Source organism: Fundidesulfovibrio butyratiphilus (assembly GCF_054657235.1).
This window is the reverse complement of the sequence record NZ_BAAHXA010000003.1, coordinates 70,823-87,436: the sequence shown is the minus strand read 5'-3', so window position 1 is coordinate 87,436 and position 16,614 is coordinate 70,823. Positions and strand designations below refer to the sequence as shown.

At 64.0% G+C, this 16,614-nt stretch carries 12 protein-coding genes; 8 read left to right on the top strand and 4 right to left on the bottom strand.

Features of this window, described 5'->3' with window-relative positions; all coding sequences use genetic code 11:
- Window positions 1-41 precede the first annotated feature (41 nt).
- The gene (locus ACYQ01_RS16585) at window positions 42-968 is read right to left on the bottom strand and encodes a hypothetical protein (RefSeq protein ID WP_459934930.1); all 927 of its coding nucleotides are present in this window, start codon (window positions 966-968) and stop codon (window positions 42-44) included.
- Between the two features lie 513 nt (window positions 969-1,481).
- Here ACYQ01_RS16585 and ACYQ01_RS16580 point away from each other — a divergent pair.
- From ACYQ01_RS16580 to ACYQ01_RS16550, 7 genes are all read left to right on the top strand, one after another.
- Complete coding sequence (locus ACYQ01_RS16580; protein ID WP_459934929.1) at window positions 1,482-2,708, top strand: tetratricopeptide repeat protein; 1,227 nt, start codon at window positions 1,482-1,484, stop codon at window positions 2,706-2,708.
- Between the two features lie 4 nt (window positions 2,709-2,712).
- Window positions 2,713-4,119, top strand: coding sequence for a DNA-processing protein DprA (gene dprA, locus ACYQ01_RS16575; RefSeq protein WP_459934928.1), 1,407 nt, complete (start codon window positions 2,713-2,715; stop codon window positions 4,117-4,119).
- Between the two features lie 21 nt (window positions 4,120-4,140).
- Window positions 4,141-4,464, top strand: a complete 324-nt coding sequence (locus ACYQ01_RS16570) for a hypothetical protein (RefSeq protein ID WP_459934927.1) — start codon at window positions 4,141-4,143, stop codon at window positions 4,462-4,464.
- 13 nt (window positions 4,465-4,477) lie between these two features.
- Window positions 4,478-5,317 (top strand): HDOD domain-containing protein, encoded by an 840-nt coding sequence (locus ACYQ01_RS16565; RefSeq protein WP_459934926.1) that lies wholly within the window; start codon window positions 4,478-4,480, stop codon window positions 5,315-5,317.
- Window position 5,318: 1 nt separating this feature from the next.
- On the top strand, window positions 5,319-6,278 hold the full coding sequence (locus ACYQ01_RS16560) for a GGDEF domain-containing protein (RefSeq protein ID WP_459934925.1): 960 nt from the start codon (window positions 5,319-5,321) through the stop codon (window positions 6,276-6,278).
- Entirely contained in the window at window positions 6,253-7,236 is a 984-nt protein-coding gene (locus ACYQ01_RS16555; protein ID WP_459934924.1) for a tyrosine recombinase XerC, read from the top strand. Before ACYQ01_RS16560 ends, ACYQ01_RS16555 begins: the two co-directional genes overlap by 26 nt.
- A 100-nt stretch (window positions 7,237-7,336) precedes the next feature.
- A complete protein-coding gene (locus ACYQ01_RS16550) occupies window positions 7,337-7,837 on the top strand; it encodes a DUF2127 domain-containing protein (RefSeq protein ID WP_459934923.1) in 501 nt (166 codons plus the stop codon).
- 135 nt (window positions 7,838-7,972) lie between these two features.
- On the opposite strand, the gene ACYQ01_RS16545 is transcribed toward ACYQ01_RS16550, so the two are convergent.
- The gene (locus tag ACYQ01_RS16545) at window positions 7,973-9,196 is read right to left on the bottom strand and encodes a C45 family autoproteolytic acyltransferase/hydrolase (protein WP_459934922.1); all 1,224 of its coding nucleotides are present in this window, start codon (window positions 9,194-9,196) and stop codon (window positions 7,973-7,975) included.
- A gap of 304 nt (window positions 9,197-9,500) precedes the next feature.
- Here ACYQ01_RS16545 and ACYQ01_RS16540 point away from each other — a divergent pair, with 304 nt between their 5' ends.
- Complete coding sequence (locus ACYQ01_RS16540; protein ID WP_459934921.1) at window positions 9,501-10,274, top strand: OmpA/MotB family protein; 774 nt, start codon at window positions 9,501-9,503, stop codon at window positions 10,272-10,274.
- Between the two features lie 67 nt (window positions 10,275-10,341).
- Here ACYQ01_RS16540 and ACYQ01_RS16535 read toward each other — a convergent pair whose 3' ends face one another.
- Window positions 10,342-13,317, bottom strand: coding sequence for a PD-(D/E)XK nuclease family protein (locus ACYQ01_RS16535; RefSeq protein WP_459934920.1), 2,976 nt, complete (start codon window positions 13,315-13,317; stop codon window positions 10,342-10,344).
- The gene (locus tag ACYQ01_RS16530; protein ID WP_459934919.1) at window positions 13,314-16,508 is read right to left on the bottom strand and encodes a UvrD-helicase domain-containing protein; all 3,195 of its coding nucleotides are present in this window, start codon (window positions 16,506-16,508) and stop codon (window positions 13,314-13,316) included. The genes ACYQ01_RS16535 and ACYQ01_RS16530 overlap by 4 nt, the downstream gene beginning before the upstream one ends.
- Window positions 16,509-16,614 lie beyond the last annotated feature (106 nt).

Here is a 16,614-nt window from a genome sequence, read left to right as displayed (position 1 = left end):
CCGGTCGACCGGAGCGGGCTTTTCGTTTTTTCGGGGCGGTCTCAGCCCAGATAGAATAAGCCGTATCCGCCGAGTTGACCGGTGACGGCCGACCAGAAGAGCACGGCTCCGGCGACGAGGTGGAGTTTCATGCGCAGGGGGTTCTTGCTGCGCAAAACCAGGATCCAGAGCAGGCAGGCCAAAAGCGCGAACGCTCCAGAGAGGGACTGGCCCCAGAAGAACACAGGCCGTATGGGCATTTCATGCACCAGGGACCAGAGCTTCCAGCACAGGCCGCCCTGGACTCCCAGGGCCAGGAGGGTGGCGGCCAGGGCCAGCTTGGCGCACAGTTTGAGGACGTAGTTGTAGTAGTCGCGTCCGAAATCGTCCTTGTCGCGTCGATAGATCAGGTAGCAGGCCCCCAGCGCGGCGGCGGAAGCGAAGCTGAGCAAAAGGGTCAGCGGAGCCATGAGCCAGACCGCCGAGGTCTTTTCGGGCAGAAAATAGGCTTGCTCGGCCGCCGGCGTGGTGGGCGAGAGCAGAAAGTGGCGCAGGGCGGCGAGGCAGAGGTATCCGAAGACCCAGCCGCACAGGCTGGCCAGAATGCCGAGCAGGGAATGCAGGACCCGTGCGCCGGCCAGCGATCGCCAGGAGGCCCGGTAGACGAGCAGAAGAAGGGCCGCTCCTCCCAGACAGCCGGCCAGGGGGGCGTCCGGCAGGGGCCAGCCCAGCCAGAACAGGGCCACGTCCGGCAGGCGCGAGACCAGGGTCAAGGCGCCGCCGGCCAGGGCGAAGAGGGCCACGAGGCCGGCGAACAGGGCGAACGTGGTCGTCTGTTGTCCGAACTTGTCGCGAAAGACCTTGAGCCTTTTGGGTGGACGCAGGCAAAGCGAGGCCGCCAGGGCGGGCAAGCCGGAGGCGGCCAGGGCCAGCGTCAAGGGCAGACAGCACAGGGCCAGGGTCGCCAGAAACACGGTGTATTCGCTCACTGCGGTGCGCTCCTTTTCATGGTCCCGGCCGGACGGCGCGGGCCTTGTTGTCTTGCCTGAAAATACGCCATGAGGCAATGTTTACAAGGGAGTGCGGCTCCGCGGACCGGGTGGCGAAAATGAAGCGGGACTTTCCCGGCCGGGCGCGCGACAGGCCGGGGCGACGTTGCGGAGTGCGCGACCTGTTGCCCGGCGGGCGCGGCGGATTTGTCGACGCATTCGGGCGACGCACTTGGGCGACGCATCCGGGCGGCAAGTGTGGCCGGCGCGGCGCGCCCTGCGTGCAAATCCCGGCGAAAGCTTGCCATCGCTTGCAACCTCGCTTATCGCTTACAAGGCTGTCCGAGGAATTCCCTCGGACGTAAGCCGCGACGTGACGGGTGCGATACGCCGCGCCGCCCACGGCGAAAGTCTTGTGGTCTCCAGGGCGATAGCACATTTCGGCGCGTCACGTTTCGGGACGGGAAGGCCGACGAACCTCTACGACGCGAGCGTCATGCCTGGGAGGACAGGGTGAAAGGATTCGCCTGGGCCGTATTGGCCCTCATGGCCGCATGTATCGGTTGCGCGCAGGACGGTTCGCAGACCCGGGGAAGCACCGCCAGCCGCTTGCAAAAACTGGAAACGAGTTTCGAGTCGTTCCAGCAGGATCAGCTTCTCGCCCAGAAACAGCGTCAAGCGCGCGACTCCGAAATTGACGCCAAGCTCGACCAGATAGCCACCCGGCTCGACAGCCTGACTCCGGGGGCCAAGTCCGCAAAGGCCGCTCGACCGGCCAAACCCGTGCACAGCGTCCAGGCCGGAAGCACCGTTCCCCTGGTGGCCGGGCAGGTGATTCCCCTGTCGGCCTTCGGCACGCCGCCCGCGCGACCCGTGGCCCAGGCTTCCGCACCCACGCCCACGCCCTTGGCCCAGACGCCCACGCCCTTGGCCCAGACGCCCACGCCCCTGGCTCAGGCCCCGCAGTCCGTTTCCCCCCAGCCTCAGCCCTTGACGCCCAATCCGTCGGGACGCGGTCCCCAGACTCCAGCCCCGGCGCCCGTGCAACTGGGCCAGGTTCAGCCCCTCCAGGCGGTCCAGCCCCAAGGCCAACCAGCCGGGAGCTCCCTGGGCCTGGAACCGCCCGTGGTCACCTTGCCTCCCCAACAGCAGGCGCCCCAGGCGTACGCCCCCCAACCTCTGTCCGCACAAGCCGGAAAGCCGGTGCCGTATGACCGCGTGGTCAAATCCGCCCCGAGCGTGAGTCGGTCGCGTTCCGGCACGTCCAAGTCCTCCCCGGAAGCTGCTCCCGTCGTCGCCGCGACCCCGTCCGCCCCGGCCACGCCTCCGGTTTCGGCCGCTTCCGCCGGGAAGAGCGACCCCGTCGACGCCGCCCAGCTTTACACCGACGGAATGCGGGCCATCGCGGCCAACAAAAACGACGACGGCCGGCGCAAGATGAACGAATTGCTCACCAAGTACCCCAACACGGACAAGGCCCCCCTGGCCCTGTACTGGGTGGGGGAAAGCTACATGAACGAGCGCAGCTACAACCAGGCCATTTTGGCCTTCAAGGACCTGACCACCCGTTATCCCAAGAGTTTCAAGGCCCCGGAGTCGGTGTACAAGGTCGCGGAAGCCTACGAGCGCCTGGGCGACAAGAGCAACGCCATTTTCCATCTGAAGCTTCTGGTGGACGAATATCCCGGCTCCGAGCTCGCGGGCAAGGCCAAGCAGAAGCTCAAGCAACTCGGCCAGTGAGGCCATGTCCGACCAGGACGAGGAACTCTGGGCCAGCCTGAGCCTGCGTCATGGGCTCGATCTGGGGGTGCGCACCATTAACGGGTTGGTGGAGCACTTCGGCGGGGCGGTCCAGGCGGCCCGCCACGCCAGGCATTGGAAAAGCCTCGGGCTGGCGAGCTCCCGTCAGGTGAAGGGCTTTCTGGCCGAAACATGGCGCGAAAGCGCCCAACAGGAGCTGGACCAGGCCAGGAAGGTGGGCGCGCGGGTTCTGTGCTGGTCCGACCCGGCTTTCCCGTCCCGTTTGCGCCAGACCGGTTCCGCGCCGATCCTTTTGTACTATCAAGGGGATTTGAGTCTTTTGAACAATCCCTCCCTGACCATGGTGGGCTCGCGCGAGGCCTCGCGCTATGGCATCGAACTCGCCCGGCGCATCGCCGGCGACCTGAGCGACAAGGGCATGACCATCGTCTCCGGCTTGGCCTTCGGCATCGATCGCGAGGCCCATCTGGGTGGGCTTTCCGGGCCGGGAAGCTCGGTGGCGGTTCTGGGCACGGGCATCGACGTGCTCTATCCGTCCAGCAATCGCGACGTGTGGTTGGGCCTTTGCGAAAAAGGGCTCGTGGTCACGGAATTTCCCCCCGGAACCAAGCCGCTCGGCGCCAACTTTCCCCAACGCAACCGCATCATGAGCGGGCTTTCCCTCGGGGTGCTGGTGGTGGAGGCCAAGGTCAAGTCCGGCAGCCTCATCACCGCCCGCCTGGCCATGGAGCAGGGCCGGGACGTGTTCGCCGTGCCCGGGCCGGTCTCCCTGCCCAGCTACCGGGGCTGTCACGAGCTCATCAACCAGGGGGCCAAGCTGGTGCACGGGGCCGAGGATATTTTGGTGGAACTGGCCCCCCAGATCGAGGACTTCGTGCGCGGCAAGACGGACGCTTCTCCCCACCGCGCGACGGCGGGGCGGGGCCGCCGACCGGTCGACGCCGAAAGGGACGCCGTTGCGCAGACGCAGCGCGCTCGTCCCGCAAGACGGACGCGGTGTTGTCCGCCGGCCGAGGCGGCGCAACTGTCGAGGCCGGCTCGCGGCGAGGAGATTTGCGATCCGGCCGGGTCCCCGGAGGAGGGTGCGAAGGCCCCGACCGCGCCCGGCGCGAGCGGCGCGCAATGCGCCCACCGGGACGCCGCCCCCGCCGGAAAGGCGCGAGAAGGGGAAGAGCGCGCTGCGTCTCCCGAGGCCAAGCCGGCATCCGGCCAGGCCGGGGGGCTGGAGGACGAGGTGGCCCAGCATTTGGCGGCCGTGGGCGCGACCCACATCGACAGCCTGTGCCGGGTTTTTCACGTTCAGGTCGCGCAAATGAGCCGGCTTTTGGTTGTTCTGGAACTCAAGGGGGTTGTCCGACGACTTCCCGGAGGCTATTATCTCACGGCGTAATTGAAGGAGCGAGGCGTCGTCATGCAGAAGATTCCCCTCAATCTGGCCAAGGCCGGATTCACCCTGGCCAAACCCGTGGCCCGAGGCGACGGCGTGGTCGTAGCCGCCCCGGGCACGGAACTGTCCGACTCGCTCATCGACAAGTTCGACATGATGGGCGTGGACTACATCGTCGTGGAAGGCGAACCCGTGGAGATGGAAGGCGTCGTTTCCGGCACCAACTACGACGCCCGGCTCCAAAGCCTGGACCACCTCTTTCGCAAGCACGTGAAGGACGACTGGATGATGCAGATCAAAGAGGTGCTCACCGAATATTTTAAGATGAAAGTGGCCGGAGCCAAGTAGGAGAAGGGAAAACATGGCCCAAGACCTCAAGCTCGAACGCAAGGGTCAGATTCTGGCCGTCAAGGACCTGCCCACCCTTCCCAAGGTGCTGGAGGAAGTCTCCCGCCTGGTCAAGGACCCGGACTCTTCCACCGACCAGATCGCCAAACTCATCGCCATGGATCAGGTGCTTTCGGCCAAGGTGCTCAAGATGGTCAATTCGCCCATCTACGGGTTTCCGGGCCGCATAAGCTCGATCCACCACGCCCTGGTATTGCTGGGATTCAACGTTTTGCGCGGCGTCATCGTCAGCACGTCGGTCTTCGACATGATGACCAAGAACATGGTGGGACTGTGGGAACACAGCGTGGGCTGCGCTCTGGCCAGCGCCACCGTGGCCCGACAGTGCGGCATGAAGGACATCGAGGACGTGTCCGTGGCCGGGCTGCTGCACGACCTGGGCAAGGTGGTGACCGCCGTGCAGTTGCCCGAACTCAAGGTCGTCATCGAGGAGCAGGTCAAGCTGCGCGATCTCACCTACCTGGAAGCCGAAAAGCAACTCATGGGCGTGGGGCACGACCGGGTCAACGTCTGGCTGGCCGATCACTGGAAACTGCCTCCCAGCATCAAGGAAGGCATGGGCTACCACCATAAGCCCCAACTGGCCCGCCTCTACCCGGACGTGGCCTGCTGCGTGCATGTGGGCGACTTTCTCGTGCGCATCTTCCAGTACGGCTCGGGCGGCGACGACAACGCCCCCTACCTGGAACCCGACGCCCTGAAAAAGCTCAAGCTCAGGCCTCGCGATCTGGAAATCATCCTCGACCGGCTGTGCGAACAATTCGTGGACATCGCCGAACTGAGTTTCACCTGATATGACCGAAGCCCACGGGTGTCGTTTTATTCGTCAGCAGCGCATCTACCTGCTCACCGCCGACCAGGGCCTGGCCGACATGCTGGCCGGCCTGTGGGGAGCGGATCAATTGGAGCTTTCGCATTTCGACCGGGGACGCGGAGCCATCGAGGTGCTCTTCAACGAACTGCCGGACCTGCTCATCGTGGACGAAGCCCTGCCCGACATGCCCGGGCTGGACGTGGTCAACCTGGTCAAGAGCGAAAACGTCTACCGTCAGCTTCCCGTCATCCTGGCCATACGCGAGGAGGTCCTGCTCGAAGGAGTGGATTGGTGCTCCTCCGAGGTGGACGACCTCATCATCCTGCCCGTGACCCCGGCCCGGGTGAAGGCCAGAATCTACCTCACGCTGGCCCGGGCCTCGCGCGCCTTCGACGCCAACCCCCTGTCCAAGCTGCCGGGCAACACGTCCATCATTCAGCGTATCCAGGAGCTCATCGACCGGGGCGAAGACTTCGCCCTGGCCTATGCGGACCTGGACTACTTCAAGAGCTTCAACGACAAATACGGCTTTTCGCGCGGCGACGAGGTGCTCATGATGACCGCGCGCATCATCGTCAACACCATTCGCTCCTTCACCGGGGTGCGCTCGTTCGTGGGCCACGTGGGCGGCGACGACTTCGTGTTCATGCTGCCGCCGGACAAGGTGGAGTTGGCCTGCCAGCGGGTGATCGAGAACTTCGACTCCATCGTTCCCCACTTCTACGACGAAGAGGACCGGGCCAAGGGCTACATCCAGTCCACGGACCGCGAAGGCAACATGCGCACCTTTCCCCTGATGGCCGTCTCCATCGCCGTGGTCTTCAACCAGAACGGACGCCTGAAACACTATGGCGAGGCTTCGCAGATCGCCATGACGCTGAAGAAAAAGGCCAAGGAGAATCCCAAGAGCAGCTATGTCCTCGACAAGCGGCAAAGCTGATCCGCATCCGGTCCTGTCCGACTGGGCCGAGGGGTTTCTGGGCTGGCTGGCCGTGGAAAAGGGATACTCCCAGGCCACTGTGGACGCCTACCGCACCGACCTGGAAAACTTCGAGCAATACTTGAAGAACAAGGGCCGCAACCTGGAGCAGCCCGGCTTGATCACCCGGCGCGACCTGCTGGGCTTCATGGCGGACATGCATCGCCAGGGATTGGCCAAGTCCTCGGTGTCGCGGAGGCTTTCCTGCCTGCGCGGCCTCTTTCGACATCTTTTGCGCCACAGGATTATCGACAAGAATCCCGCCGCCGGCCTTTCCAATCCCAAACAGGCCGTGCACCATCCCAAAAGCCTGAACGTGGACCAGGCCTTTGCCCTGCTCGACGCGCCCAAAGACCCGGGCGACCCCGAAGCCTTGCGCGACGTGGCCCTGGCCGAGCTGCTCTATGGATCGGGGTTGCGCATCGGTGAGGCCCTGAACCTGGACTTGGACGACCTGGATCTGTCGGCCGGGTTCGTACGCGTGGTGGGCAAGGGCTCCAAGGAGCGTCTATCCCCGCTTTCCGACACCGCGACCACGAGCCTGCACGCCTACCTGCGTGCGCGACACGCCTTTGTGGACGACCCCGCCGAGCAGGCTTTTTTTCTCGGGGTGCGGGGCAAAAGGCTGCAACGCAAACAGGCCGAGCGCATTCTGGCCGGCCTGAGCGCCAAGGCCCACCTGCCCACGTCCGTGCATCCGCACATGCTGCGCCACAGCTTCGCCAGCCATATGCTTCAGTCGGGAGCGGACATGCGCGCCGTGCAGGAGCTGTTGGGGCACGAGCGGCTTTCCACGACCCAGCGCTACACCCACCTCGATCTGGCCAGGATTACAAAAATTTATGATACGGCGCACCCGAAGGCCAAAGGGGCGTTGGACAAAAAGGGCGGAGGAAAAAAAGGTGCGAAGGGGCAATGACAGCCGCAAAACCGGCGTCTCTTCGCAGGATCGCGTCTCACTGTATTGCTCGGGGGCGATTCGGGCATGCTTGCCGCTGTATATGGGGTGATGCAAAGACATGAACGCAAAGACGCTGTTTAGCGAAAACAACATTCATCTGGCGTTCGAAATAAGCCTTGCCTTCAAGGGGATTTTCGCTGTCGGAGAAATGATTGCAGGCGTTGCCGCGTACTTTGTGACAAAGGAATTTCTTGTCAATATTGTGGATTTCGTCACGAAAGTGGAACTGACGGAAGACCCTCACGATTTCATTGCGAATTCCCTGTTGCATGCCGCCCAGGGCTTGTCCCTATCGGCTCAGCACTTTACGGCTTTCTATCTGTTCAGCCATGGCGTGGTAAAATTCTGGCTCATCCTTGGTCTCTGGAGAAGGAAAATGTGGTACTATCCGGCGGCCATGGGTGTTTTCGGTTTGTTCATCGTGTATCAGGTCTATCTGTATTTCTTTACGCACAAAACGTCATTGCTGCTCCTTACGATACTCGATCTGTTCGTTATCGCCTTGACCTGGTTGGAGTATCAACATCTGCACCGCGGGATTTCGCGCGTTTCACAGTGATATTGCAGCGTCGCCGCGTGTGACCACGGGCAAGTTCGCCCTGTTGGCAGGAACGAAAAAGAAACCCACGTCCACCGATTTGTCGGAAGACGTGGGCGTTTTCTCTGGGCGTTGCGGTATTCGATCCTGGCGGCGCTACCCCGTGAAGGGGTTGGACGCGAAAACCTGCACATAGGTCGGATCGGGCGGGTTCCCGCTGGTGGGGCCGAAACATGCCGTCAGGGCCAATGAGCCCATGTCCAGGACGTAGGATTGATACGTTGGGTAGTCGTATGTCGCGCGATAAATCGCGCCGGAACTTTTCGCGATCCCATCGGTGGACGAGTACGAAATGATGTCCTGGACGTCCTGCATGTCCAGAGCGCTTTTGGTGGCGAACTTGTCCGCATACTGGCTTTGATAGCTGGCGTAACGCTTCTCGTTCGACAAGGCCCCGGTATAGTTGTCTGTCGTGCCTGGCAGAAAGAACGTGTTCACGGCCACGAGCGTGTCCGGGTATTCCCAACTGAGGCCATCGCGCAGGATCGAATCGTCGGAGCGAACCCCCTTGGCCTGCGGGTGTTCCAGGTCGTTCTCCAGGACCACGGCGGTATTTTCATCGGCAAGAAAGCCGATGTAGGAATGCGTGTTTTTCTGGTTGAGGAGATAGCTGCTCACGCCTTCCAACGTGTCGTAGTGCTCCAGGCTGTATCGAATGTCGGCAAGATAGGGCGTGGCCCCTTCGGTTGTGAAATAGCCTTGCGTCATGTCGCTATCCAGGACCGCTCCGGAGATATGCTGATCGCTGAAGAGCGACATGGGAAAGAGCTGGCCGAGGATGCCAATGCCGACCACGTCGTTGGCGGAGTCGCCGTTTTTGTACATTTGGACGGTATGCAGATCGGAAATCCCCGGCATGTCGTACCAGTCCAGGTTGCGGCCGACGATGGTCGAACCCGTGGCCGAGGCTTGGCCGAAGACCGCCGTGGCCGAACAACTTCCCGGATCCACGATGTCGTGCACGACCTGAATCAATTTGAGTTCATTGGTCGACAGAACGCCGTCGCCCAGTTTGTCGACGGAAGAGTTGAAGACCGTGCTCATGCCGTTCAACTCGTCGATATACTCTTGGGGCATGTCGTCGATGAGGTTGTCGGCGCGCGATATCAGGGTCGAAAGGTCCAGGTGCTCCGGCGAAGACTCGACGGAAAGAAGCAGAAAATTATCAATAATGGAGCCATATTCCGGCATGGCCTCGACTATTGCTTCCGCGTAGGCTTGTCCTACATCGAAGTGTGAACCCTTGGTGAAATCCAGGGTGGTTTTGTAATAAAGGCCATCAACTTTTTCGATGGAAGAAAGTGCGGAGTTGCTCGACATACGACCTCGACTGGAGTGCTTCAAACCTGCTTGAGCCCTTTTTCACCATGAAAATAGGCTGAAGTTGTGCCTTTTTTGAGTATAACGCAGAAGAAGGCGGGGATTCAAGTGGTTTTGCCCTGGGCAAGGAAATCCCCCGGGCCGAGGGTTTTGGTGGCGTGGCGGCGTGGACGGGGCGGGGTGCGGGGACGGACGTCGTCCGGTGGGGACTTCCCGGTCGCCCGGGCTTGCAATGCCGGCCGTTGCGCACTAAGCACATTGCGTAAGCTCGGAACTCAGACTGTTTCCTGAACGATAAGGCTCCATGTCCAAGAACAAACCGGCTCCCATAATCGTTAAGCGCGAGGAAGAAGGCCACGCCGGCGCCCACGGCGGCAGTTGGAAAGTGGCCTACGCCGACTTTGTGACGGCCATGATGGCGCTTTTTCTTCTGTTGTGGCTGTGCATGGCCTTGAAGCCCCAGCAGAAAGATTCGCTTTCGGCCTTTTTTCAGGATCAGGAGCTGCCCAAGAAGAAAAAACCCGAGGAAACCATCGTCCTGCCCACCTACGTGGCCAAGGACAGCGTGCAGGGCGCACCGCAGTTCAAGCTCTCGCAGGAAGAGCAGCTCAAGTATCAGGTCGCCCTCATGATCAAGCAACTCATCACCAACAATCCCAACCTCAAGCAGAACTCGGGCATCAGTTCCGACAAGTTCGGTGTGCTTTTGCACGTGAACAACGCGGTGATGTTTCAGCCCGGTTCGGCGACCATCAAACCGGCCGGCCTCAAAATTCTCGACGACGTGATCAAGGTGCTCCAGTCGCACAAGGTCAGCCTGGTGGTGCGCGGCCACACGGACGATGTCGAGGCCAGCGGCAAGAACGGCCAGCCGTCCAAGTACGAACTGTCGGCCCTGCGCGCGGCTGCGGCGGCGCGGTATATCATCGAAAAGGGAAACATCGATTCCACGCGGGTGCAGTCCGTCAGCTACGCCGACAGCAAACCCCTGGTGCCAAACATTTCCGACGAGAACCGCGCCATCAACCGAAGGGTGGAATTTCTTTTTCACTCCGAGGACTTGGCGACCATCAAATAGCTTCCCACCGCGGCGGCCAGGCCTGTGACGCGACGCGGACGCGGCCAGCCTTCGGACGCCGGGGCTTTCAGTCTTCCTGGGCGTCCGGGCAGGACTGGGCGTAGGCGCACCAGGCGCAAGCCCGCGAGGGCAGGGGGATGAAGCTCGGCGCGTTCAGGATCAGGTCCAGCAGGCAGCGCACCAGGGCCGGCACGTCCTGGTCGACAAAGCGGGCGCGGGCTTCCGGGGCGACCTTGGGGCCGAAGAGCAATTCTTCCCGCCCGTCCTCGCCCAGGCAGACGAAGGCCGCGTCCACCGCTCCCTCGTCCTGGGTTCGGCTGTTCAGCCAGAGGTAGAGGGGCAACTGCACCGATCCCATGGCCCGGCTCAGCGGGGGGAGCATCTCCTCGATCCGGTCGGGGTCGGGGGAGCGTATCCAGTCCCACAACCACTCGTCGGAAAAGAACGACTCCTGCGGTTTCTTGGGCGTGCCGGTCTTGTAGTCGAGCACGATCAGGCCGTCTTCCCGCCGGTCCACGCGGTCCACGTCTCCGCGCAGCTTGACGGAGCCCACCGTGGTCTCCAGGCTGGTCCGCATTTGGGTTTCCAGCCGGAGAATGGTGGTGGGCTTGACCGAGCGGACAAAGGCCGACAGGCGCCTGCGCCCGGCCCGTTCGAGCAGGATGCGCGAGCTCGCGGGCATTTGCCGGAAGAAGTCCGCCTGGTGCAGCCGAAGCGAAAGTTCGTCGCACAGACGGTTCGCGTCCAGCAGGGAGGGGTCCAGCGGCTGATTGAGGTGCGGGGTGAAAAAGTCCTGCAACAGGACGTGCACTAGCTTGCCGAACTCCGGCGGGTCGCCGTCTTCGGCCACTTCCTTCAGCGGACGAAGGGGCGTGAGGTGGGTGTAGAAAAAGCGCAACGGACACCCGGCGTAGTTGTCCAGGAAGGTGGCGGAAAGACCGCTGTCGCGCAGGATGGTGTCCAGTTTTTGCCGGCAGGCCGGGGTGTTTCGCACCGCGCCCGTGCTTCGGGTCAGGCTTTGCCTGGGCAGGGTGATCAGGTGGCGCGGTTCGTCGGTGGGCGAAAGCAGGTGGCCCTGGCGTTTTTCTTCTTCCCAGAGCAATTGCTCCACGTAGCGGCTGGGCTGGCTCTTGCCGTCGAAGAGCCCCGGAGTGACCCCCGTGGAATAGAAAAGTCCCACCTCGCGCGCGCCTTGTATGAGGCGATAGAAGGTGTGTGCGGCGATGAAGTCGCGTCCGCGCCGGTCGGGCAGGCCCAGGGGCTCGCGCAGGGGGTCGGGCAAAAGCGGGTCGGGACTGGGCGCGCCGGGCAGGAGTTCTTCCGTGGCCCCCAGGACGAACACCCGTTCGAAGGTGAGCAGACGTGTTTCCAGCATGCCGAGCACCTGGAGGCCGGAGAGGGGGTCGGCTTCGAAGGGCGCGCGCTGGGCCGCGACGAGTTCGCGGGCCATGGCCCGGATGGCCGTCGGCTCGAAGGATTCGCGGCTGATGGAGCTGTCGGCCAATTCCGGGATCACGACGTCCAGAAGCCGGGCCAGGCACTGGGCGTCGATGACGAAGCGCTCCCATCGGCCGGGATTGAGGGCCGGGTCGAGCAGCAGACCGGCGAGTCCGGTCAACGCCTTGGCCATGGACTCGGGCGTTCCGGTCGTTTCGAAGGCGGAAAAGCATACCTCGCGCACCCGGTCCAGCAAGGCCAGGGCCGCCTCGGGATGGTTCAGTTGGGCCACCACGTCCTCGCCCGGTCGCCAGGCCAGGGGATCGACGAACCTTTCGCCCACGCGCAGGGCCTGTTCCCAGGCGTGGAATATCTGGCGCAGGGGATGGGTGCCCTCGACCTCCAGGAACTTGAGCAGGGGATGGCGCAGGCAGGACACCAGGTCGCGCCAGTGGCAGCCGGCGGGCATGCGACCGTCCTGCAGGGCGAAGAGCAGCTCCACGAACTGAAAGAGCGGCGATCGGGACAGGGGAAAGCCCATGGACACGTTGACGTCGCGTCTGGGCAAGTGGTGCAGGACGCTCATGAGCATGCTCGTGTCCGTGAGCACCACGGCGGTGGACTCCAGACTGGCCAACCCGTCGAGCTGTTCGCTCAAGGCCTTGAGCTGGGTGTGCAGGTCGAAGCCCTGAAAGAAGCGCACCTGGCCGCGCTTGGCCGGTTCGGTTCGGGCGTCGTCGGAAAACAGCGACAGTTGGTCGCTGCGCCTGCGCCACACCGGCAGGGGCGAGCGCTTTTCATCGGTGTGCAGGGCGGCTTTGGCCTTCCAGTCGGCAAGCCACTTTCGGTGCTGGGCGCAGGACCAGTGGGCCTGCTGGCCGGGCGTGGCCACGGCCGGGTCGGTGTGCCAGAGAATCTCGGCCTGGCCCGCGCGCCACAGGGTGTGGAGCAGGGTTTCTTCGCAGCCGGTGAGGGCGTTGAATCCGCAGGCCAGCACCTGTTTGCCGGCAAGGGCGGCCATGAACGCCTCGGGGTCGCGTATGGCCAACTGGGCGGCCAGGCCGGGCGTGACGGCTTTTCGGTCGAGCATGGCCTGGCGATAGTGATGCTGAATGGCCCGCAGGTTGGCCAGCAGGGTGGCGGCGGTGGACATGACCTCGCCTTGCAGATGGTCCAGGTCCGTGGCGGTCACGTTTTGCTGGAAAAATTCGTCCATCAGGGAGGCCAGGCGCAGGCCCCAGGGGAAGAAGTCCTTGATTTCCTGGGGAAATCCGTCCGTGCGTCCGCGCAGTCCTGCGCCGAGCCCGGTCACGACCCGGTGCAGCATGCCCACCTGGTCGAGCCGTCCCAACCGGCCCAACGGGTCAGGGTGCGTGCTGAGGCAGAGTTTGTCGAAGAGTTCGCCGATGGACACGATTTCGGGCAGCAGGCAGGGCTTTCCCAGCCGGGGCTCGGCCGCCAGGCGGTCGAACAGGTAGCGTCTGGGTCTGCGATGGGGAAAGAGCACCACCACGTTCTCGAAACGTCCGCCGAAGCGTTCCGCCAGATAGCGGGCCAGACCGGAGAGAAAATCCCGGTCCCAGGGGATGACGGTGATGGGAATCACGGACGCTCTCCGTCCTCGACCGCGACCAGCACGCGCGCGTCCACATAGGCCAGGACGCCCCGCGCGGGCTTGCCCCTTCCCTGGGGCAGGCGGCGGGCCAGGCGCAGGTAACGACGCACCTGGTCGTGGTGCTCGGGGTCTTGGCGGCCGGTTTTGTAGTCGATGACCAGGGTTTCCTTGGCGGCGAAGACAAGCAGGTCCGGCCGATGGCGTTGGCCGTCTTCGTCCAGCAGTTCGGCTTCGCTCAGTCCCTGGCGCAGGCTCTCGGCAAAGAAGTCCCGCTCGCACAGCCAGGCCAGGCCCTGGGCCAGGTCTTCCACGGTTTCGGAATCCACGGGCTGTCCCAGGGCGCAGGCCCCCTGGGCTATGGCCAGCCTGGCCCTGTCCAGGTCGAGCGCGTCGGGCCGGACGCGCAGGAACTCCAGGGCCTTGTGCAACACCAGGCCGCGCTTTCGTTCGCTCAGGATGTTGCGATCGTCGGGCGGTTCCAGAGGGCTGCGCGCGATCTTCAGGCTGCCCAGCCAGTCCAGGGGGACCCGTCCGGCCAGGGCGCTCGTCCCACAAACCGCCCACGCTCTCGCCATGCCGGCCGAGTCGTCCAGCAAGGCGCCCTGGTTGGTCGGGCGGCGCGGGGGCGTCCCCCGCACGAGCCCCCGTCCGTTTCCGCCCAGGGTTTCCAGCAGGGGGGCCAGGACGCGTTGCAGGGGGTGGCGGTTGCGCACCTTGTCGCAGGCGGGCACAAAGGCGTGCAGCTCGCGCACGGGCCTGGTCCAGGCCACGTAGAGCAGGTTTATCTGTTCGAGCAGGGTCTTGGCCTGGGCCGCGTGGTAGGGTTCGCCAGCGTCCTTGGTCAGGGGGACGGTGAGGGTGCGGCCGCCGACGTCCAGGTCGGCCAGGGAGGCGGAGGCCCGCGTGGAAAACAGGGTGAAGGGCGTCACCACCACGGGGTATTGCAGACCCTTGGCCTTGTGCATGGTGAGCACGCGCACGGCCACGGCCTCTTCGGACTGGGGAAGTTTTTCCTCGTGCCCGCGTTCGCGCCAGAATTCCAGAAACGAGGACAGGGAACCGTATCCCGCGGTTTCCGCCTGGTGCACGAGTTCGAGAAAGCGACGAAGAAAGGCTTCGTCGCGCGGGTGGACGGCGAAGGTGTCGCAGGCGGCGAAAAGTTCGCGCACCGCGTCGTAGGGAGTCATGAGGCTGGCCCCGTGCAGGAAGGGGGCGAAGAAATCACTCCACACTTCGGGAAAGTCGCGTCGGAAGTTGGCGGAAAGCTGTCCCGGGGACTGACTGGCCAGCCAGTCCGCCATCTGTTGCCGGGTCGTGCCCGAGATGGCGCCATAGAGTTCCTGGCAGGCCAGAAAGTTCCAAAAGGCCATATTGTCGGCGGGGTAGTCTATGAGGCCAAGAAAGGCCAGGGCGCCGCGCACGATGGGGTGGGCGCCGACCAGAAGGCTGTTTTCCGTGACCACGGGTTGATCCATGTCCGTAAGCCACTTGGCCGCCAGCGAGGCCTCGGTGTTGGACCGGGTGAGCACCGCCACTTCGCCGGGATCGAGCCGCTTGAGCAGATCGTCCTGCATGAGCTCGGCGAATGCCTCGCGCACGCTTTGGGCGTAGTCCGCCTGGGTGTCTCCGGAAAGGGCCTGGACGCGCACGTAGCCGGCCTTGGGGTCCCGGTTCGCGGGAGTGGTCTGGCGGCAGCCGGAAAAACCCTGGCGCAGGGACTCGGCCAGCCTGGCGCGCACGGCCTCCGGCCCTTCCGGCAACAGCAGGCCGGCGGCTTGGTCGCTTGCGTCCCCCTTTTCGAACTGGCCGAAGAGGGCGTTGTTGAACTCCACCACCACCGGTTCGCTGCGCCAGTTGCAGGGGAGACTGTCGACCCGCGTTTGAGCCAGGATCGTGAGCTCGGGCTGGGTGGCCGCCTGGGCGAAAAGTTCCGGTTCGCCGCCGCGCCAGCCGTAGATGGCCTGTTTCACGTCGCCCACGTAGAAGAGCGATCCCCCCTTGGACAGGCATTCCTGGGCCAACTGGACCAGCACGGCCCATTGGCTGAGGCTGGTGTCCTGAAATTCGTCTATGAGCAGGTGATGCAGGCGCACGCCCAGTCGACAGTAGGCCTCGGGCACGCCCCCGGCCTGGGCGAGCAGGGCGGCCACCTTCGCCGGCAGGCTCGAAAGCAGCGCCGTTCCGGTTTCGCGGATGTGGGCCTCGAAAGCCTGGGCCAATCGGTCGCCAAGCTCCAGGAAAGGATGCAACGCGAGCGACTTGCGCAAAAGCGGCGTTCGGGTTCTCGCCTGGGACCAGGCGCGGCGAAAGTCCGTGTAGAGGGCTTGCTGGTCTGGCGTCAGGGAATTTCGGAAGGCTTTTTTCACGCATTCGGACAGGTCGGACTTGTAGGCGTAGGTGTCGGCCGTGGGCAGGGGCCGCCATGGAGTCTGCTCGCGCAGCTTGCCGAGCAGGGTGGCGAAACCCGACAGCGCTTCCACCCCGGACTTGGCCAGGGAGTCGGCCATGGCTTCGACCGATTGGAGCAGCGCCAGCATGAGGGTTTCCACCTCGTCGCGCAGGGCCAGCGGGTCCGGCGCGGGCGCGCCCTTGCCGTCGAGCTGGTGACGAAAGACCTCCAGGAGCCGTTCGCGCACTCGCCGACCGAGCCAGAATCCTTTCACCCCGTCTATTTCCATGAGCGCGTCGGCCAACCCGGCGATGAGGGCCTCCAGTTCGGGGTCGTTTTGGTCGAGTCCGGCAATCACCCGGTCGAACAGGGCCTCGAACACCGCCTCCTGGTCCAGGCTGGCCTCGAAGTCCGGGGGAAGGCCGAGTTCCAGGGCGAAAAGCCGGGCCATGAGGTGGAGCAGGCTGTCAATGGTGCGGATGTTGAGCAGGTGCGAGTGGCGCAGGATGTTTTCCAGCCAGGCGGCCGCCTCGGTCCGCCTGTCCGCGAAGTCCGGGTCGGGGTGGCCCAGGGCCAGATGCTTGAGCGTTTCGATGGCCCGCGCCTTCATTTCGGCGGCGGCCTTGTTGGTGAAGGTGATGGCCAGGATGGACTCGGGACCGAAGTCGCCTCCGGGCATTTCTCCGCAGGCCGCCGGGGAGTGGGCGGCGCTGGCCAGAAGAAGGCCAAGGAACCGCCTGGTGAGGCTGTAGGTCTTGCCGGAGCCGGCCGAGGCTTGCAGTTGCTCGATCATGAAGGGTCAGACGTTCGGGTGGATGAATCAAGGGAGTGTAAACCTTGACCGGCCCGGGGGCAACGGGAAGCGGGAACGCGCGGCGTTTTCTTTTGGCATGGTTTGT

Coding starts and splice junctions, on each gene's coding strand:
- ACYQ01_RS16540 (WP_459934921.1), top strand. CDS start 9,501: ATGTCCAAGAACAAACCGGCTCCCATAATCGTTAAGCGCGAGGAAGAA.
- ACYQ01_RS16560 (WP_459934925.1), top strand. CDS start 5,319: ATGACCGAAGCCCACGGGTGTCGTTTTATTCGTCAGCAGCGCATCTAC.
- ACYQ01_RS16565 (WP_459934926.1), top strand. CDS start 4,478: ATGGCCCAAGACCTCAAGCTCGAACGCAAGGGTCAGATTCTGGCCGTC.
- dprA (WP_459934928.1), top strand. CDS start 2,713: ATGTCCGACCAGGACGAGGAACTCTGGGCCAGCCTGAGCCTGCGTCAT.
- ACYQ01_RS16555 (WP_459934924.1), top strand. CDS start 6,253: ATGTCCTCGACAAGCGGCAAAGCTGATCCGCATCCGGTCCTGTCCGAC.
- ACYQ01_RS16550 (WP_459934923.1), top strand. CDS start 7,337: ATGAACGCAAAGACGCTGTTTAGCGAAAACAACATTCATCTGGCGTTC.
- ACYQ01_RS16545 (WP_459934922.1), bottom strand. CDS start 9,196: ATGTCGAGCAACTCCGCACTTTCTTCCATCGAAAAAGTTGATGGCCTT.
- ACYQ01_RS16530 (WP_459934919.1), bottom strand. CDS start 16,508: ATGATCGAGCAACTGCAAGCCTCGGCCGGCTCCGGCAAGACCTACAGC.
- ACYQ01_RS16570 (WP_459934927.1), top strand. CDS start 4,141: ATGCAGAAGATTCCCCTCAATCTGGCCAAGGCCGGATTCACCCTGGCC.